This is a genomic window from Paenibacillus sp. E194 (assembly GCF_000935845.1).
GTDB lineage: Bacteria > Bacillota > Bacilli > Paenibacillales > Paenibacillaceae > Paenibacillus_B > Paenibacillus_B alvei_B.
This window is the reverse complement of the sequence record NZ_JMDX01000048.1, coordinates 16,718-32,092: the sequence shown is the minus strand read 5'-3', so window position 1 is coordinate 32,092 and position 15,375 is coordinate 16,718. Positions and strand designations below refer to the sequence as shown.

General features: G+C 45.2%; 13 protein-coding genes, 1 pseudogene and 1 other annotated feature. Of the genes and pseudogenes, 6 read left to right on the top strand and 8 right to left on the bottom strand.

Annotation, left to right across the window (positions count from 1 at the left end; translation table 11 throughout):
• The 6 genes and pseudogenes from AZ66_RS32505 to AZ66_RS09255 all read left to right on the top strand — a co-directional run.
• A pseudogene (locus tag AZ66_RS32505) lies at positions 1-182 on the top strand (LysR family transcriptional regulator); the annotation flags it as partial.
• A 101-nt stretch (positions 183-283) separates the two neighbouring features.
• Positions 284-478: a binding site (T-box leader), on the top strand.
• Between the two features lie 98 nt (positions 479-576).
• Entirely contained in the window at positions 577-2,001 is a 1,425-nt protein-coding gene (gene nhaC, locus AZ66_RS09275; RefSeq protein WP_044354592.1) for a Na+/H+ antiporter NhaC, read from the top strand.
• Positions 1,994-2,857 (top strand): MBL fold metallo-hydrolase, encoded by an 864-nt coding sequence (locus tag AZ66_RS09270; protein WP_044354590.1) that lies wholly within the window; start codon positions 1,994-1,996, stop codon positions 2,855-2,857. Before nhaC ends, AZ66_RS09270 begins: the two co-directional genes overlap by 8 nt.
• 258 nt (positions 2,858-3,115) lie before the next feature.
• Positions 3,116-4,225: an endospore germination permease gene (locus AZ66_RS09265; RefSeq protein ID WP_044354589.1), complete on the top strand. Its 1,110-nt coding sequence runs from the start codon at positions 3,116-3,118 to the stop codon at positions 4,223-4,225.
• Positions 4,212-5,723 carry a spore germination protein gene (locus tag AZ66_RS09260; protein WP_044354587.1) on the top strand — a complete coding sequence of 504 codons (1,512 nt, stop codon included), beginning with the start codon at positions 4,212-4,214 and terminating at the stop codon, positions 5,721-5,723. The genes AZ66_RS09265 and AZ66_RS09260 overlap by 14 nt, the downstream gene beginning before the upstream one ends.
• Positions 5,720-6,703 carry a Ger(x)C family spore germination protein gene (locus tag AZ66_RS09255; RefSeq protein ID WP_044354586.1) on the top strand — a complete coding sequence of 328 codons (984 nt, stop codon included), beginning with the start codon at positions 5,720-5,722 and terminating at the stop codon, positions 6,701-6,703. Before AZ66_RS09260 ends, AZ66_RS09255 begins: the two co-directional genes overlap by 4 nt.
• Positions 6,704-6,953: 250 nt before the next feature.
• On the opposite strand, the gene AZ66_RS09250 is transcribed toward AZ66_RS09255, so the two are convergent.
• The 8 genes from AZ66_RS09250 to AZ66_RS33515 all read right to left on the bottom strand — a co-directional run bounded on the left by AZ66_RS09250 (position 6,954) and on the right by AZ66_RS33515 (position 15,308).
• Positions 6,954-9,374: an endo-beta-N-acetylglucosaminidase gene (locus AZ66_RS09250; protein ID WP_331436890.1), complete on the bottom strand. Its 2,421-nt coding sequence runs from the start codon at positions 9,372-9,374 to the stop codon at positions 6,954-6,956.
• Between the two features lie 244 nt (positions 9,375-9,618).
• Positions 9,619-10,206, bottom strand: coding sequence for an MFS transporter (locus AZ66_RS33295; protein ID WP_197081686.1), 588 nt, complete (start codon positions 10,204-10,206; stop codon positions 9,619-9,621).
• 14 nt (positions 10,207-10,220) lie between these two features.
• On the bottom strand, positions 10,221-10,838 hold the full coding sequence (locus AZ66_RS33290; RefSeq protein WP_197081685.1) for an MFS transporter: 618 nt from the start codon (positions 10,836-10,838) through the stop codon (positions 10,221-10,223).
• A 127-nt stretch (positions 10,839-10,965) separates the two neighbouring features.
• Positions 10,966-12,099 carry a zinc-dependent alcohol dehydrogenase gene (locus tag AZ66_RS09240; protein ID WP_044354584.1) on the bottom strand — a complete coding sequence of 378 codons (1,134 nt, stop codon included), beginning with the start codon at positions 12,097-12,099 and terminating at the stop codon, positions 10,966-10,968.
• Between the two features lie 292 nt (positions 12,100-12,391).
• Positions 12,392-13,426: a FecCD family ABC transporter permease gene (locus AZ66_RS09235; RefSeq protein WP_044354583.1), complete on the bottom strand. Its 1,035-nt coding sequence runs from the start codon at positions 13,424-13,426 to the stop codon at positions 12,392-12,394.
• 3 nt (positions 13,427-13,429) lie between these two features.
• Positions 13,430-14,485 (bottom strand): FecCD family ABC transporter permease, encoded by a 1,056-nt coding sequence (locus AZ66_RS09230; RefSeq protein ID WP_044354582.1) that lies wholly within the window; start codon positions 14,483-14,485, stop codon positions 13,430-13,432.
• A 330-nt stretch (positions 14,486-14,815) separates the two neighbouring features.
• Positions 14,816-14,932, bottom strand: coding sequence for a hypothetical protein (locus tag AZ66_RS33520; RefSeq protein WP_331436891.1), 117 nt, complete (start codon positions 14,930-14,932; stop codon positions 14,816-14,818).
• Complete coding sequence (locus AZ66_RS33515; RefSeq protein WP_331436889.1) at positions 14,928-15,308, bottom strand: hypothetical protein; 381 nt, start codon at positions 15,306-15,308, stop codon at positions 14,928-14,930. Before AZ66_RS33515 ends, AZ66_RS33520 begins: the two co-directional genes overlap by 5 nt.
• Between the last annotated feature and the right edge of the window lie 67 nt (positions 15,309-15,375).

Sequence of the window (15,375 nt, the reverse complement as noted above, 5' to 3'; positions counted from 1 at the left end):
AAGGAATTGCAGTGACGATAGGAATAGACTATTCGTTCAGAGAGGATAGTCAGCAAATCATTCCTATAACCTTGGAATCACCTAATATAGAGCGATTTTATTATGGCTGGGTGCATGCCTCAGACAAGCAAATTTCGCACGTGGCGAAGCGCTTTCTGAATCGTTTAAAATCCGAACTCTAACACAGTCATCAAAAAATTACTGTTGACAAACGAAGGCAGAGGTCTATAATTTGATTTATCACATGAAAGCCCAAAAGCAAGAAAGCAAAACAGTATAATATCAAAAAGCGTAGAACTAATACAGTAGCTGTCTGTGGCGGAAAATCAGAGACTTGGTGGAAGGTGCGAACTAAGCCGGGACATGCAGTGAATTACAATTAGGGAGCTGACTTCGGTCCGGCAATGCCGTTAAATAGATGAGTGAACAAAAGTTATTTTGTTAATCAGGGTGGTACCGCGGAACTTCCGTCCCTATTTGGGGATGGAGGTTCTTTTTTTATATATACAGGTTGTTCAACAAGTCGACTTATGAGCATCAACCACTACAACTACGACATAAAGGAGTGAAACGAACATGAAACGACAAGTATCAATTGGCTTAGCGCTATTACCTATCCTTGCGCTTATGGCTGCGGGTGCTGCCTCGATTTCCATCTGGAAAGCAGGCATGTTCATCCCGCTTATGATTGGCATCATCGTCACCGTTATAGTAGGGGTGATTAGCGGTTATAAATGGGATGAGCTTCAGGACATGATGGTAAGCGGCGTATCCAAAGCAATGCCAGCAATATTCATTTTGCTTGTCATCGGGATGATCGTTGGAACATGGATTTCTAGTGGAGTCATACCTACCATGATCTACTACGGCTTATCTTTTATTCATCCCTCATTCTTTGTTCCAGCAGTCGCTATCGTGACTGGCATTGTTGCCATTACGCTCGGCAGCTCCTTCACTTCCATCGCTACGATTGGGTTGGCATTCATGGTCATAGGTGAAGGCATGGGCTTCTCCCCTGGCTTAATTGCAGGAGCAGTCATATCAGGAGCATTTTTCGGCGATAAGCTGTCGCCGTTATCCGATACAACGAATATTGCACCAGCAATGGCTGATACGGACCTGTTCAGCCACGTACGGCACATGTTGTGGGATACGATTCCCGCATTTATTATTGCAGTTGCTTTATATGCCCTAGTTGGCACGCGCACAGTAGAAGGTTCGGTCGATACGGCCAATATCGATATGATACTGACCGGAATTCAAAATTCGTTCATTATCCACCCCCTACTGCTGTTGCTTCCTGTTCTCACCATATTCTTAATGATTAAGAAACTTCCGGCTCTGCCGACATTGCTGTTCGTAGGCATCATTGGCGGAATAATCTCTATGGTCGTGCAAGGTGATAGCCTCACATCCATGGTAAACACAATGACGAACGGATTCCATACCGAATCCGGCGTGAAAGCAGTCGATTCCTTATTGAATCGCGGCGGTCTAGTCTCCATGCTGAATACGATCGGACTGTTGACCATTGCAACTGCACTTGGTGGATTGCTCGAAGGGACATGCATTTTCCAAGCACTTGTTCGGCCTGTCGTATCCAGAATTAAGACTTCAAGCTCGCTTATCGCGACTACTATTGCATCAACTTTCCTTGTAGCCTTTGCGAGTGGCGCACAATTTCTGGCGATTATATTGCCTACACGTACATTCGTTCAGACCTACAAGGACATGAATATTGATACGAAAAATTTATCAAGATGCGTGGAAGCCGCCGGAACAGTCGGCATAACGCTAGTACCCTGGGGAGTTCCCGCTGTGTTCGCTGCAAACATGCTAGGCGTGAGTGCGGAACAATTTATTCCATACATTTTCTTCGCCTTCCTTGTTCCACTTATTAATATCCTATACGGGATCACCGGTTGGACCATTGTTAAGAAGGAATATCCTGTCCACGCGAAGGGTGATCATGTAACAGCAGGAGGAATCGGACATGAATGAGGTTATCGTCAACATTGTCGGAACAGCACAAGATGCTGGGGTACCGCACCCGAATTGTTTCTGTCAGAATTGTATGGCTGCAATGCACAATGGTACGCGCAGACGCGCCGCTTCCTTAGCCATTATCGAACTGGGGCGCAAACAATGGCATCTTATAGATGCAACACCAGATATGCGGGAGCAGATGGCCTCCGTACAGATGAAGTACCAGCTTCAAGGGAAACTCATGAGTAGTATTTGGCTGACCCATGCTCATATTGGTCATTACCCTGGGTTGATGTTCTTGGGCAGAGAGGCTATCGGTGCGAGAGGTGTTCCTGTCTTCAGTGGGAACAAGATGAAGGAGATGCTGGAAACCAACGCCCCTTGGTCGCAATTGGTGGAATTGAATAATATACAATTGAACAGCATTCAACACGAGCGGCAAGAGCAGTTGTCTCCTCTCGTTCGAATAACACCGATTGAAGTACCGCATCGCAATGAGTTATCGGAGACATTCGGGTTCTGGATCGAAGGCCCTTCACGCAAGCTGCTCTACATTCCAGACATCGATCGATGGAACGAATGGGATCGTGATATTTACGACGTAGCGAAGGAAGCAGATATCTGCTTATTGGATGGAACATTCCATTCGATTGAAGAAATTGAGCGGATGGGACGCAATTTCAAAGAAATCCCACATCCTGTCATGACCGAAACGATGGATCGGCTGCAAGGATTGGCTGAGCACACTGAGATTTATTTTACCCATTTTAATCACACGAATCCTGTCAACGACCGAGCGAGTTCTTTCTCAAAGCTCGTACAGGATAGAGCGTTCTATATCGCTGAAGATGGAATGGAACTTAAATTATAGATTGTTGAACGTTCAACAGCACTGCCTTTCTGCAATGATAAGAAGGCGGTGCTGTTTTTTTACTCCAATTTCCAGCGCAAGGTTCATTTTTCTGGTTAGCGAAGCTTCTGATTTACACTTATGCTGCGGGCATATTATGGAGGGCGGCACGAAAGGAATACATGGATGAATTTCCTAACTTCGACTCAAAATAATGGTGATACATGATCGCATTGGTTACTGAATTGACTTGAGATCGAACAAAGGAGAACAAACCTCATGCCGCGTCATTCTATTACGTTTCTGCAAGCCTGCTTTATTATCATCATGTCTACAGGCCTAATGAATCACGTTACCGTTATTCCTCTACTGCTGCGTGAAGCTCATAAAGACGGTTGGATCAGTGTATTGATTGCACTCGTACTCGCCTTCTGCTGGATTCCGCTGCTTTTGATCACTGTTCGAGCCAAGCCGAATCGCCCCCTACCATTGTTCGCTTGGGTTCATTCGCTAGGTGGCAGCTTTGCCGCATGGATGGTTACAACTTTGATTATTGTGTATTTGTTCTTCTCGGCTTTTGTGACATTAGAAGACACGGCAACTTGGACCAAAATCTCATATTTGCCAAATACCCCAACGACAGTAATCGCTGGTTCATTAATTCTCTTGTCCCTCTCCAGTGCTTTAATCGGCATACATTCGATTGCGATCTGTGCCGGCATTCTTCTTCCGATCGTCATTATTCTCGGATATGTCGTAATGAGTGCTAACTTTCAATATAAGGATTATTCGCTTATCTTCCCAATATTCGAACATGGGATTACTCCTATTATAAATGGGCTCATTCTGATTGGAGCTGGCATGGCCGAGCTGATTCTTATCATTTTCTTGCTGCCGCACATGTCAAATAAACCAAGATTCCGGGGAATGTCTACGCTGGCGTTCATTCTTGCTGGCCTTACAATCGGCCCTTATATCGGCTCTATCGCTAACTTTGGGATTGTAAATGCTTCTTTCATGCGGTATCCAGCCTTCGAGCAGTGGAGAATTGTAACCGCAGGCAAATACATAGAGCATCTTGATTTTTTGTCAATTTATCAATGGTTATCCGGTTCTTTCATCCGAATAGCTTTGGCGATTTTCCTCATCATTGATGCCATCCCTCATCGAAGCCATCATACGAGGATCGGTGTTGGCGTGGCGACCGCTGCAATCATTTTCCTAGCTGTTGTTGTTTATCGAGATGACATTCAATTCGTCAATCTGTTAAGAATTATCTATTTCCCAAGCGTCACTTATTTGCTTGTTTTTCTGTCCATAATATTCGCTTTTCTCACCTACTATAGGCAGCGCAGATACAAAGGAGGGATCGTCCGTGAAACCAAATAAAACATTGAATCAACGACCAAATGATTATCCGACAGAAAGCCAGCCGCTCACCCTTCAACAGTTATTTTGTGCTTTGGAGAATTGTGCAGATGTTCAGAAGAAAACCTACTCATTCGGATCAAGCATGCGTTCGTACACTGTATCTTTCATCTATTGTGAAGGATTGGCAGACACTAAACAGTTGAATCAATATGTGATCCCCCAGTTGAAAGCCAATTTGGAGGATGCCAATTCTGTGCAGGATCTACTTCATAAACATAATAGCTTATTAGCAATCCAGCCTATCGAGGCAAAGAATAGAGTACATGACATAGAGACATTATTGTTTGCTGGACATCTCATTATCGAGTTCAAAGAACTAAACGTCTACTATTCTCTCGATATTGCAGATCCGCCCAATCGAGCTCCCGAAGAATCCAATACCGAAATATCAATCAAAGGACCGAAGGATGGCTTTACGGAGAGCTGTGAAATGAACATTGCGCTTATCCGCAAGCGCTTGCGAACCCGCTCTTTGAAGTGCGAATCCTTTGTCCTTGGCACCCGAAGCCAAACCAAAATATCCTTACTCTATATAGAGGATATTGCAAATCCAAGCATGATGCGCGATATTAAGCATCGTATCCAAGCAATCGATACAGATGCTATCGTCAGCAGTTCGCAGCTCGGTGAAGCGATTGGCGACTCCCCTTATTCCTTGTTTCCTTTACTTGATTACATTGGAAGACCCGATTACGCAGTCCAATCCCTCGTCAGAGGCAGATTCATCATCATAGTCGAGGGAACACCCATGGTGTTGATTGGTCCTGCAAACTTGCTATTCACGTTAAAATCGCCGGAAGACATCCATTTTCCGTATTTTTTCGTAACGTTTCAAAGGCTGCTGCGGATAATCGGCTTAATGGTCTCTATCTATATGCCAGGATTTTGGATTGCGCTAATTGCGTTCAATTTAGAACAGCTTCCGTTCCCTCTCTTGGCAACGGTAACGAATTCTCGATTGGGGCTTCCGCTGTCCGCTCCAATGGAAATGATATTGATGCTTGGCTTATTTGAAATATTCCGCGAAGCAGGCATTCGCTTGCCAAAAGCTGTCGGTCAGACGATTGCCGTCGTAGGTGGACTCATTGTTGGAGATGCCTCGATTCGAGCGGGGCTAAGTTCCCCGACTACACTTGTTGTGGCGGCAGTAACAGCTGTAGCTACCTTTACATTGGTAAATCAGTCGCTAAGCGGCACGGTCAGTATATTGCGTCTGTTTGTGTTAATCGTGTCGTCCATTCTTGGGATGTACGGTTTTTTCATTTCCGTTATGGCCATGCTAGTCTATTTGTCGTCACTGCATTCCTTTGGCATACCCTACTTATCGCCACTGTCACCACCTATTTTCGGGGATATGCTGAAATCGCTTCTTGGAATGCCTGTAAAAATTGTGAATCGACGCCCTATCATGCTCCGAACGACTGACAAAACCCGTGAAGGAAAGGAGCCAAAATGAGCGTATTTGATCACATATTGGAAAAATCTCCGCGCAGATACGGTATAAATAAACTATGGTCACTTATCAGCGTGCTTTGCCTATTTTTTCTCCTTACGGGTTGCTGGAACATTAAAAATGTTCAGGATCTGAACTATGTCACTGCCTTTGGTATTGATTATGATAATGGGAAGTATATTGTGTACACAAGCTCCTTAGAATTCACGAATGTCGCCAAGCAAGAAGGGACAAGAAGCTCGAGCAAAACACCTACGTGGATTGGACGTGGAGAAGGGTATACACTCGACTCAGCAGTGAATGACATTTATGCCGCTTCCACGCTGCAAATCATCTGGGATCATACGGCCGTAATCATTTTCAGCGAACGTGCCTTGCAAAAAGATGTGAATAAGATGGTTGACTCCCTTCTTCGTTTTTCAGGAATTCGATTTACGCCATGGGTATATGGAACCAAAACTCCAATCGAAGACCTATTCGCGGTATCGATTCCATTCAATTTGTCACCCATCGCTTCTATGCTATATTCCCCGGACGATGTACTGAAACAGCAGACGAACATTCCTCCACTGCAGTTGATGAAAATGGTCGCACAGCTAAATGAGCCGGGATGTACCGTATTATTGCCCAGCCTTTCCCTGAACAATGAGGAATGGAAGAAGGACAAAAAGAGATTTAGTCAGCACGAGCTTGATGGAGTGTTCGTCCTTCAAAATGGGAAGTATAAAAGTTGGATGAAGCAGGAACAAGTACTTGGCTTGCGTTGGATGTCAAATCGAATTCAAAAGGTACATATAGGAGTAGGGCATCCAACCACCCCTGATGCGATTCTTACAATAAAGAAACCCAAAGCATCAATTAAGGTGTCACTGCAAGGCGAAGTCCCTAAGTTCTACCTCGTAATCAATGTCCTCAGCTCTGTCGAAGAAATTACGGATAATGCGACCAAAGAATATATCGTCGCTGCGGCAAAGGAAAAATAAAAAACGACATCCAACAAACATTCCAACAGGGTTTGAACAGAAAGCTCGACATCTATTCGTTACAAAATTGTGTATATCGCAAGTACATTTCTTACTGGAAAAAAACAATAATGGTTCCTCGCTGCAGCTCACACCCAACTCTCTTGAACGGATTGACGTTCATGTTCAGATAGAGGATTCTGGGATGAATCGTCTGAACCGATAAATAAAGCCCTGACAGTTTTGTCAGGGCTCGCTTGTATGATTGAAGCTACTGCCCCCACACCTCAAACTCATAGATGCGTGCTGCAGTATCAGATTCTTGTGTCGCCTTGGTTATGTTCAACTTCGCGTAACGAGCTGAAGTTGGTGCAATATTATGTGTCGTCTTGCCAGCACTATTGCCGCTTACTGTCACAGCATCCACCCAGTTCACGCCATCTTCACTTAGCTGAATGTTAAAATCTCTAGTATTGAAGTTTGCTGATTCTCCGCCTTCTTGCGCATGCTTGACGATAAATTTATCTACTGTATACATAGAGCCCAGATCGACCTGCAGCCAGTGTGGCTCAGAGCCCGTTGCACACCATTTGCTATTATTTGCTGTAGTTCCGTCAAATGCCTTGGCAGGTGTCTCACCGGGTACAAAGCGGTCTGCCGTAGCATTTTGATTAAGAGCTAAATTCATTGTGGAAGGGGCCTCCTGCCATGCAAAGCTTGCTTGAGCAGCGGAACTTCGTACCCCATTCGTTCCTAGCGCCACCACTTCTAATGTTGTTTGCTGCTCCCCAGAGTTGCGGCTCATCGGTTGAACATAATAGGCTGTATTCGGTGTCGCCCCTACGAACTCACGTGTTCCATCTGGCTTCACTCGATATACTTCATACGCTTGCACATTGCCGCTGGAAGATGCGTTCCAATTCAAACGGGCATCTGCTGTATTGCCTGAGAAATCCACTTCCTCAATAGCCAGATTGGTTGCCGCTTCTGGAGCAGACATATCTCCTGTATTTCGAATGGATAATTGCCCAATATTGATCGCGTAGTTGTTAATTGCAATGCTGCTGTCGAACTTCAGTGAAATTGCATCAACAGTTCGACCTGCGAAGTTGCCAACGGATATCTCCTTGGTATTCCATACGCCCGTATCCCCATCCCCTACATCGAAGAACTCGAATTGACCCGGATTATCAGCGAACGAAACGCCAACTTTCATATGAGATGCAGCTTGTCCTGTCTTATAGGTAACGGATATTTCCGTATCACCGGACAACGGCAGATTCGTTCGATAGAGCTTCAGATGCGTTGCGTTCTGTGAACTCAATGAGCCGGACACCTTCAGTGAGCTTCCACCGTAATAAGCTGTACTCCAATCGAAACTCGGCTTCAATGCTGTACCGGAGCTTTCTGTAATCCAACGCCACGTTGGCAGTACATCCTGTAAGCTGCGATTGTTCCATTCCTTCATACTTAAGACGGTACCATCGACTGCAAATTGATTGCCGTGCCCCGTATTAAAGGTTGTCGTGAATGGCAGGTGCTGAATCGATGATTTATCAGCAAAGTAATTAGCGATCCCTTTCCAGCTCGAAGATGTTGTCGTATTACGTGGGTCGCTGTTCGGACCTACCCAATATTTCATCTCCTTCGTATAGAATTCATCATTGCTCGTTGAACTGCGGTATGCCCAATCTGGCCGATAAATGCCGAGTGAGGTAGCAGCTTTCTGATTGCTAGGGAAGATTCCAGCCCAGTTGACGTTCGTGTTGTAGCCATTCGCCTCTGTATCAATGCCAGCATATAAATCATACGGATCGCGATTTAAGCTGATCGCTTTATTTTTGGAGTTCTGAAGCATCGAAGCAGACCAATTGAAGTTGAGGAACATACTGTCCGCAACCTTTTGCGCACCATTTTGCAGGAACATTTGATTTCGTGCATTTAATTCATTTTGCCAGCTGATGTTGCCGCCGTTCGTCATTGAGTCATACCACATGATCTGCATATTGGATGGCTTATGCGCTTGCAAGTATTGCATAAATTGCTGCATCTTCGTGGCGTCCGCCGAATTGCCGCCAGCTGTCTCTTGGTTGATAAACCAACCATCGAAGCCGAAGTAGCTGGCTGCTTCTATCAGTTTGTCAGCAACGGGGAAGGATCCATCCGGTTTCTGCTGCAGCATTTGTTTCACCCATTGGTATTGGCCACCATATGCAGTTGGAGGGAAGAAGATGGTTCCGAGAATCGGAACTCCATTCTTGTGTGCCGCGTCAATAATATCAGCACTTGGCGGTACGATCAGGCCCTCGGAAGCTGAACCTCCCCACAGCACCATAACATCAACATATTGCCAGTAACCGAAGGCATCGGTACGGAACTGCCCTGTACCTTGAGACGGAACACCACTCGTATTATCATTCAGCGCCGACAAAGCAACAAGCCGGGATTGGTCTTGCGCATTCGGATTTACTTTCTGTCCTGTGAACCGATCTGCAAGTGAGATCGTTCCACGGTTGAACTTCGCATCCTTGTCCGTTGTTGGGCTCCACTCTAGGAGAGTAGCTGGATGCCAGTATGAGGTGTGCGGCTGCTCCGCATATGCAGTGGGAGCCATCACCGGGCCGAATGTGGAAATAGCCAGAAGCGAGGTGATGAGTAGAAGCTTCATTTTCTTTTTCATCGTGTTGACCACTGTAAGTCTCCTCCTCGCACCATGAGGTGCTATATTCGAATACATCTTAAATCTACTAGAAATAAAGCGCTTACATAAGTGTAATTAACTTATATTCAATGTATAAAGTATAGTGTTTTTGAATTGTATATCTGGTATTTATATACATATTAATCAAGATTTAAAACATTCCGCTTTTCAAATATCCCCAAATTTTGAATGCGATTGAGAGCTAGCTCCGCCGAGAAACAACTGCCGTACAGAGTTAGCCTTGCGATTGTTGTGAACCGCTTGAAGCTCTGATTGCAAACAAGCCGGAAAGTGCAGCAGCTATCCCACAGGCACATAAAATCAGAAATAAATTGATTTTTGTATGATTCATCACCAGTGCTGCTATCATTGGGCCGGCAGCCACGCCGACAAAGCGCATGCTGCTATACAAGGAACTAATCGTACCTCTATGCTTCTTCTCAATGCTTGCGGTTATAAAGGAATCGAGACATGGTAAAGATGCTCCTATTCCGAGGAAAGCAGCGCTTAGCCAAATGAACAAAGGTACAACAGATTTCGTTAGTATACACATGCCAAGTCCTATTGCTGTTAAGGCCAATCCGCACACAATGATCCATTTCATCGCGATTTTATTACTACCTATGCATTTTCCAGCAATAAAAGAGGAAGTACTCAATACAGCCAACGGTATTGCGAGCAGCAAACCTTTTACAATTCCCTTATACCCATGCTTGTCTTCCAGCGATTCCGATAAGTAAAATAACGAACTGAACAGCATGAACATGCCGAGTCCCCCGATGACAAATATAGCGATTAGCCAACGCGAATTCTCTCGAATCAACTGAATCACTTGTTTTAAAAAGTTGCGGACGGGTATTGGTTCGAAATCAGAATCAGATTCTTTGGGCTGCTTAACAAAAAAAGGACGAGCAAGATCGAAATTAGGCACATTACCGGAATGGCCCAAAAAGGAAGATGCCAAACGATTGCTACCAGGGCTGTTCCCAAAATAGGGCTCAATACTTTACCGCATGTATTGGCCGTTTCGATAATGCCGAGACCGCTGCTAACATCTTTATCGCTTTTGAACATATCCCCTACTAACGGCAGAACGATGGGCATTGCTCCAGCAGCACCAATTCCCTGCAGAACCCTTCCCAATAAAATGACAGAATAGGAATGATCCATCCAGACCGCTGCTGCGCCGCACACACCACCTCCAATGCCTGTTATGATAAGGCTGGGAATAATGACTGCCTTGCGCCCAATTCGATCAGATAAATAGCCGGCAATGGGAATGAGGAAAATCGCCATTACGGAATATACGGTAATGAGCAGGCTTGTTTGGAATGAGCTAACCTTCAACTGTCTCCTGATTTCAGGCAATACAGGGATTAGCATTGAATTGCCTAAAGTCATTATCAAAGGGATTGATGAAAGTGCTAATAAGTCAAAACGTTTGTCAGCTTGCACTTGGGCACACCTCCGTGGGATCTCCACGTCATTTTAGATTTATTGTACACTTCCTCAAACCTTTTATTCTCTAATTCCGATAAATAAAACGGATTTAAACGAGGTAATGGTACATCTTTAAGAACACTTATGGTTTTAATACGACCTTTACGCATTCTTCCTCATGATTATTGAAAATACGGTATGCATGGCTTGCTTGATCCAACGGCATTCGATGCGTAATGATGGCTGTGGGATCAAAACTGCCCTCCATTATTTTGTTATACAGTCCCGGCATATAATGGATCACTGGTGCCTGTCCCATTTTTAGTGTAATATTCCTTGCAAAAAAGGCACCGAGCGGAAACAAATTATAATTGCCTCCGTATACACCCGTTATCTGGACTGTGCCGCATTTGCGGACCGCTTTCGTCGATATTTGGATCGGACCAAGCGTTCCCCCCTGCAGCTTCAGCTTTTGCTCGATATATTCAAGTGTTGATTTCTTCCCATCCATTCCGACGCAATCAATGACTACTTCGGCTCCACCATGTGTAATTTCCTTTAAATGCTCCCCCATATCATCATGCTTCGTAAAATCAAACGTCTCGACACGATTTATGTGCTTGGCACGTTCCATTCGATAGGTAAGATGATCAACAGCAATGACGCGTTCGGCTCCTTTCATCCAAGCAAAGCGTTGGGCCATCAATCCTACAGGGCCGCATCCAAGTACAATTACGGTATCGCCTGCTTTAACACCTGCATGTTCCACACTCCAATAGGCTGTCGGAAGCACATCCGACAGGAATAGAAGCGACTCATCTGCAAGCTCGCAGGACGGGGGGATAACGAACGGCGTAAAATTGCCAAATGGCACTCGAAGGTATTCCGCTTGACCGCCGGGGTAATTGCCGAACTTCTCTGAATATCCGAAATAGCCGCCCGAATCATAATGGGGATTACTATTATCGCACTGGCTCTCCAAATTGTGCGTGCAGTAATGGCATTGACCACATGCTACAGTAAAGGGAATTACAACACGATCCCCCTTTTTCACTCGCGTTACTTCCGATCCTACCTCTTCTACAATTCCCATTGGTTCGTGACCGATGATATAGCCTTTTGGCAGTGGGAAATTTCCTTGATATAAATGAAGATCTGATCCGCAAATAGATGTGCTTGTAATCCGCACGATAATATCATCTTTCTTTTCGATCTTTGCGTCATCTACGTTTTTAACTTCGATTGAATTTGCTCCCTGATACGTTACGGCTTTCATGATGCACCTCGCTATGGTTGTAGGTTATTCCGTTATCGAGACAATATAATCATCGATATTATGTATCAGGGTTAGTAAGTTATTCAGAACAACAAGGACTATTCTATATTGGCATGAAAAAAGCCGCGCTGAGGCGGCCTGTATTCTATCGTATGAATATGGAAAATTTGAGCCATGTTAGGTCTACAACCACAGGCAAATGGTCGGATGGAAACTGACCGTTGACCTGATCCGAAAGAATGGAGAGAACCTCGCACGGAACCTAATTTGTCATGATCTCGGCTGGTGAACCTTATGCTTTCGAGCGAGTTAATAAATACAGAAAGTAAGGGGCGCCGATTACAGCGACGACAATTCCCGTGGGAACTTCTGATGGCTGTAATATCCATCGTCCAATTGTATCTGCCGTAATCACAAGCAAGGAACCGGCTAAAGCCGAAGTCGGCAGAAGGAGTTGGTGTTTGGGGCCCACAAGTCGTCTAGCTAAATGCGGTCCAATGAGCCCAACAAAGCCGATGCCACCGCTTACCGCCACACATGAGCCTGCCAATCCTACTGCCGCTGCCAACAGCAAAATTTGTTCTCTCGATACATATGCTCCCAGCCCAGTTGCCGTCTGTTCACCCAAGTTTAGAACATTCATGATTCGAGCTTTGTAGAATATGTAGGGTAATAACACGACAATGAACGGAAGAAGTGCAAGTACATACTTCCAATTCGTTCCCCAGATGCTTCCGGCCAGCCATGTCGCCATCGTTTGATATTTTTCGGGACTAAGCTTTAATGTCAGTACGATCATAGCTGCACTGATACCGGCAGCTACCGCTATACCAGTTAACAGTAATCGCGTAGGCGATATATTCTCATGTCGTTTGAAGGATAGCAAGCAGATGAGCGCTGCTGTAAGTCCAGCCCCAAGCCACGCGAATATAGGCAATAAATAGATCGGAGCCTGTGCAGTTGACGGGTAAAACGAAATGAACAACATTACGGCGAGACCAGCGCCCGCATTAATGCCTAAAATGCCCGGATCAGCCAACGCATTACGCGATATAGCTTGCATGACACAGCCGGATACCGCCAGACCTGCACCGATAAGCAAGGAGATGACGATGCGCGGCAATCGGAAGTCAAATAGGATTAGCGCTTCTTTCTTCGTTCCTGAACCGAACAATGTGCGCAGCAAATCCATGGGGGATAAGCGAATAAATCCTGTATTCATGCTGATGATGAACATAATGACAATTAGCACGGCTACCGTGATCATAATCGCGATGCTTCGCTGCTTCTTTCGTTTTTGAATCATCGATATAGATAGATCTGTCATCGCTTACAATCCTCTCCTTTCCTTACGTGCCAAGAAGAGGAAGAAGGGTACACCGATTAAAGCGATTAATGCCCCAACAGGTGTTTCGTATGGCGGATTCACCATGCGAGCAGCAAGATCAGCGAATACAACCAGCAAGCTGCCAAGCAAGGCCGAGCATGGAATAATCCAGCGATAATCCACGCCGACTAAATAACGGGTAACGTGTGGAATAATCAGGCCTACAAAGCCAACAGCTCCAACAACAGATACGGCCGCACCAGCCAAAACAAGCACGATGACTGTACCTGCCAGTCTTACGAAGCGTGTACGCTGACCGAGTCCCTTGGCGATCTCCTCTCCAAGACTGAGCATTGTAATCGAACGTGATAATACAATCGCCCCCACAAGAGCAGCTGCAATCCACGGGAACATCACTTCTAGCTGCGGCCATTTCGTGCCGGCTACTCCGCCAGCGTACCAAAAAGCCAAGTCCTGACCAATTTGATAATATAATGCGATGCCTTCGCTCAATGCGGATAAGAGAGCACTAAGTGCCGCACCAGCCAATACCATTCGAACAGGGGTTAGTCCTCCCCTAGCTAATGAACCAATTCCAAACACGAGCCCTGCGCCCAAGCCTGCGCCAAGAAAAGAATACAAAATTAAATACATATAAGGCAGACCTGGAAAAAATGCAAAGCATATGGCCAGCATGAACCCTGAACCCGCATTCAGGCCAAGCAAGCCTGAATCCGCCAGCGGATTGCGAGTCATGCCTTGCATAATAGCTCCAGCAACAGCGAAGCAGGCTCCTACCATTGCCCCGCCCAATACACGCGGCAGTCTAATTTCTTGAATAATCTGATGCTGCGTCACTTCCGGATTGAAACGGAAGACCGCTTCCCATACGGTCGCAAGCTGAATATCTGCCGCACCGAATGAAACTGAAATGGCGATTCCGAACACTAATGCGAACAAACCGCCAATGAGAATGAATGATGCTGCCAGTGGACGCGAACGAAATGTAACATCACTTGCATCATTTTGTAATGGATACGATTTAGCCACTTGAGCCATACATGCCACCCTTGCTGATTATGATATAGTTATGAGATTAATTCTCAGTATCACTTATTACATTTCCATCCACATCATAGACTCGATGGTTCTTCAAAGCCGGAATCGACTTCCTGAATGAACCGTCTCGTTCGAAATGTCCATTAATGCCTGCGTCTTTCCTTCGTCAATTCTACTTTTTGAACATGTGAGCAATCCACTGTTCCGCTTCTCTCTCCTTCCCCAGCATGTTACCGAACATCATACAACAGTTCATCCATGGATGTATTTACCTCAAATCTGTATATGTGATAATGATTATCATTATTATAAGGCAAAAAAGGAAGCTCATCAATGAAAATCAATAGCTTCCTTCAACAATCTACTTTCCTGATGCAAATGTACTTCAAAAGTTGAGCCAATTCCGACTTGGCTGGATACGTGAATGCGGGCATGATGGAGCTCAATTAGTTTTTTCGTAATGGCAAGCCCTAGGCCCGAACCCCCATAATCCCGCGATCGTGATCTCTACTCGATAGAATCGATAGCCCACTCCCCGGATCGTCTGAATCGGATTGTAAGCAAGTCCTGCCTTATTCACCATAATATCCAGCAGGATCAAGTGAAAGGCTTGTTCCGTCAGCAATTGAAGCGCTTCTTCTCCACTCACTGCCTCAGTCACATCATATCCGTCTTTTTTAAATAGATGCGGACTAAATTTCTCATTTTCCAATCGTCGTCCACGACCAAAATTTTGCCGCTGTGCATGGTCTCCTCCTCGATGTTCAAGCTTTGTATATTCACAATACTGCATAAATTTGTGTTTTTTATGAATCTCCATCATTTCTCCATATTTGCTGTCTATGCTGAGACTGTGTTCTACAAGATGATAATTCAGGAGGCATGGAATT

Bases quoted from the DNA above. Each gene is read 5' to 3' on its own strand.
- nhaC (WP_044354592.1), top strand. From the start codon at position 577: ATGAAACGACAAGTATCAATTGGCTTAGCGCTATTACCTATCCTTGCG.
- AZ66_RS09270 (WP_044354590.1), top strand. From the start codon at position 1,994: ATGAATGAGGTTATCGTCAACATTGTCGGAACAGCACAAGATGCTGGG.
- AZ66_RS09265 (WP_044354589.1), top strand. From the start codon at position 3,116: ATGCCGCGTCATTCTATTACGTTTCTGCAAGCCTGCTTTATTATCATC.
- AZ66_RS09255 (WP_044354586.1), top strand. From the start codon at position 5,720: ATGAGCGTATTTGATCACATATTGGAAAAATCTCCGCGCAGATACGGT.
- AZ66_RS09240 (WP_044354584.1), bottom strand. From the start codon at position 12,099: ATGAAAGCCGTAACGTATCAGGGAGCAAATTCAATCGAAGTTAAAAAC.
- AZ66_RS09235 (WP_044354583.1), bottom strand. From the start codon at position 13,426: ATGACAGATCTATCTATATCGATGATTCAAAAACGAAAGAAGCAGCGA.
- AZ66_RS09230 (WP_044354582.1), bottom strand. From the start codon at position 14,485: ATGGCTCAAGTGGCTAAATCGTATCCATTACAAAATGATGCAAGTGAT.
- AZ66_RS33515 (WP_331436889.1), bottom strand. From the start codon at position 15,308: ATGATGGAGATTCATAAAAAACACAAATTTATGCAGTATTGTGAATAT.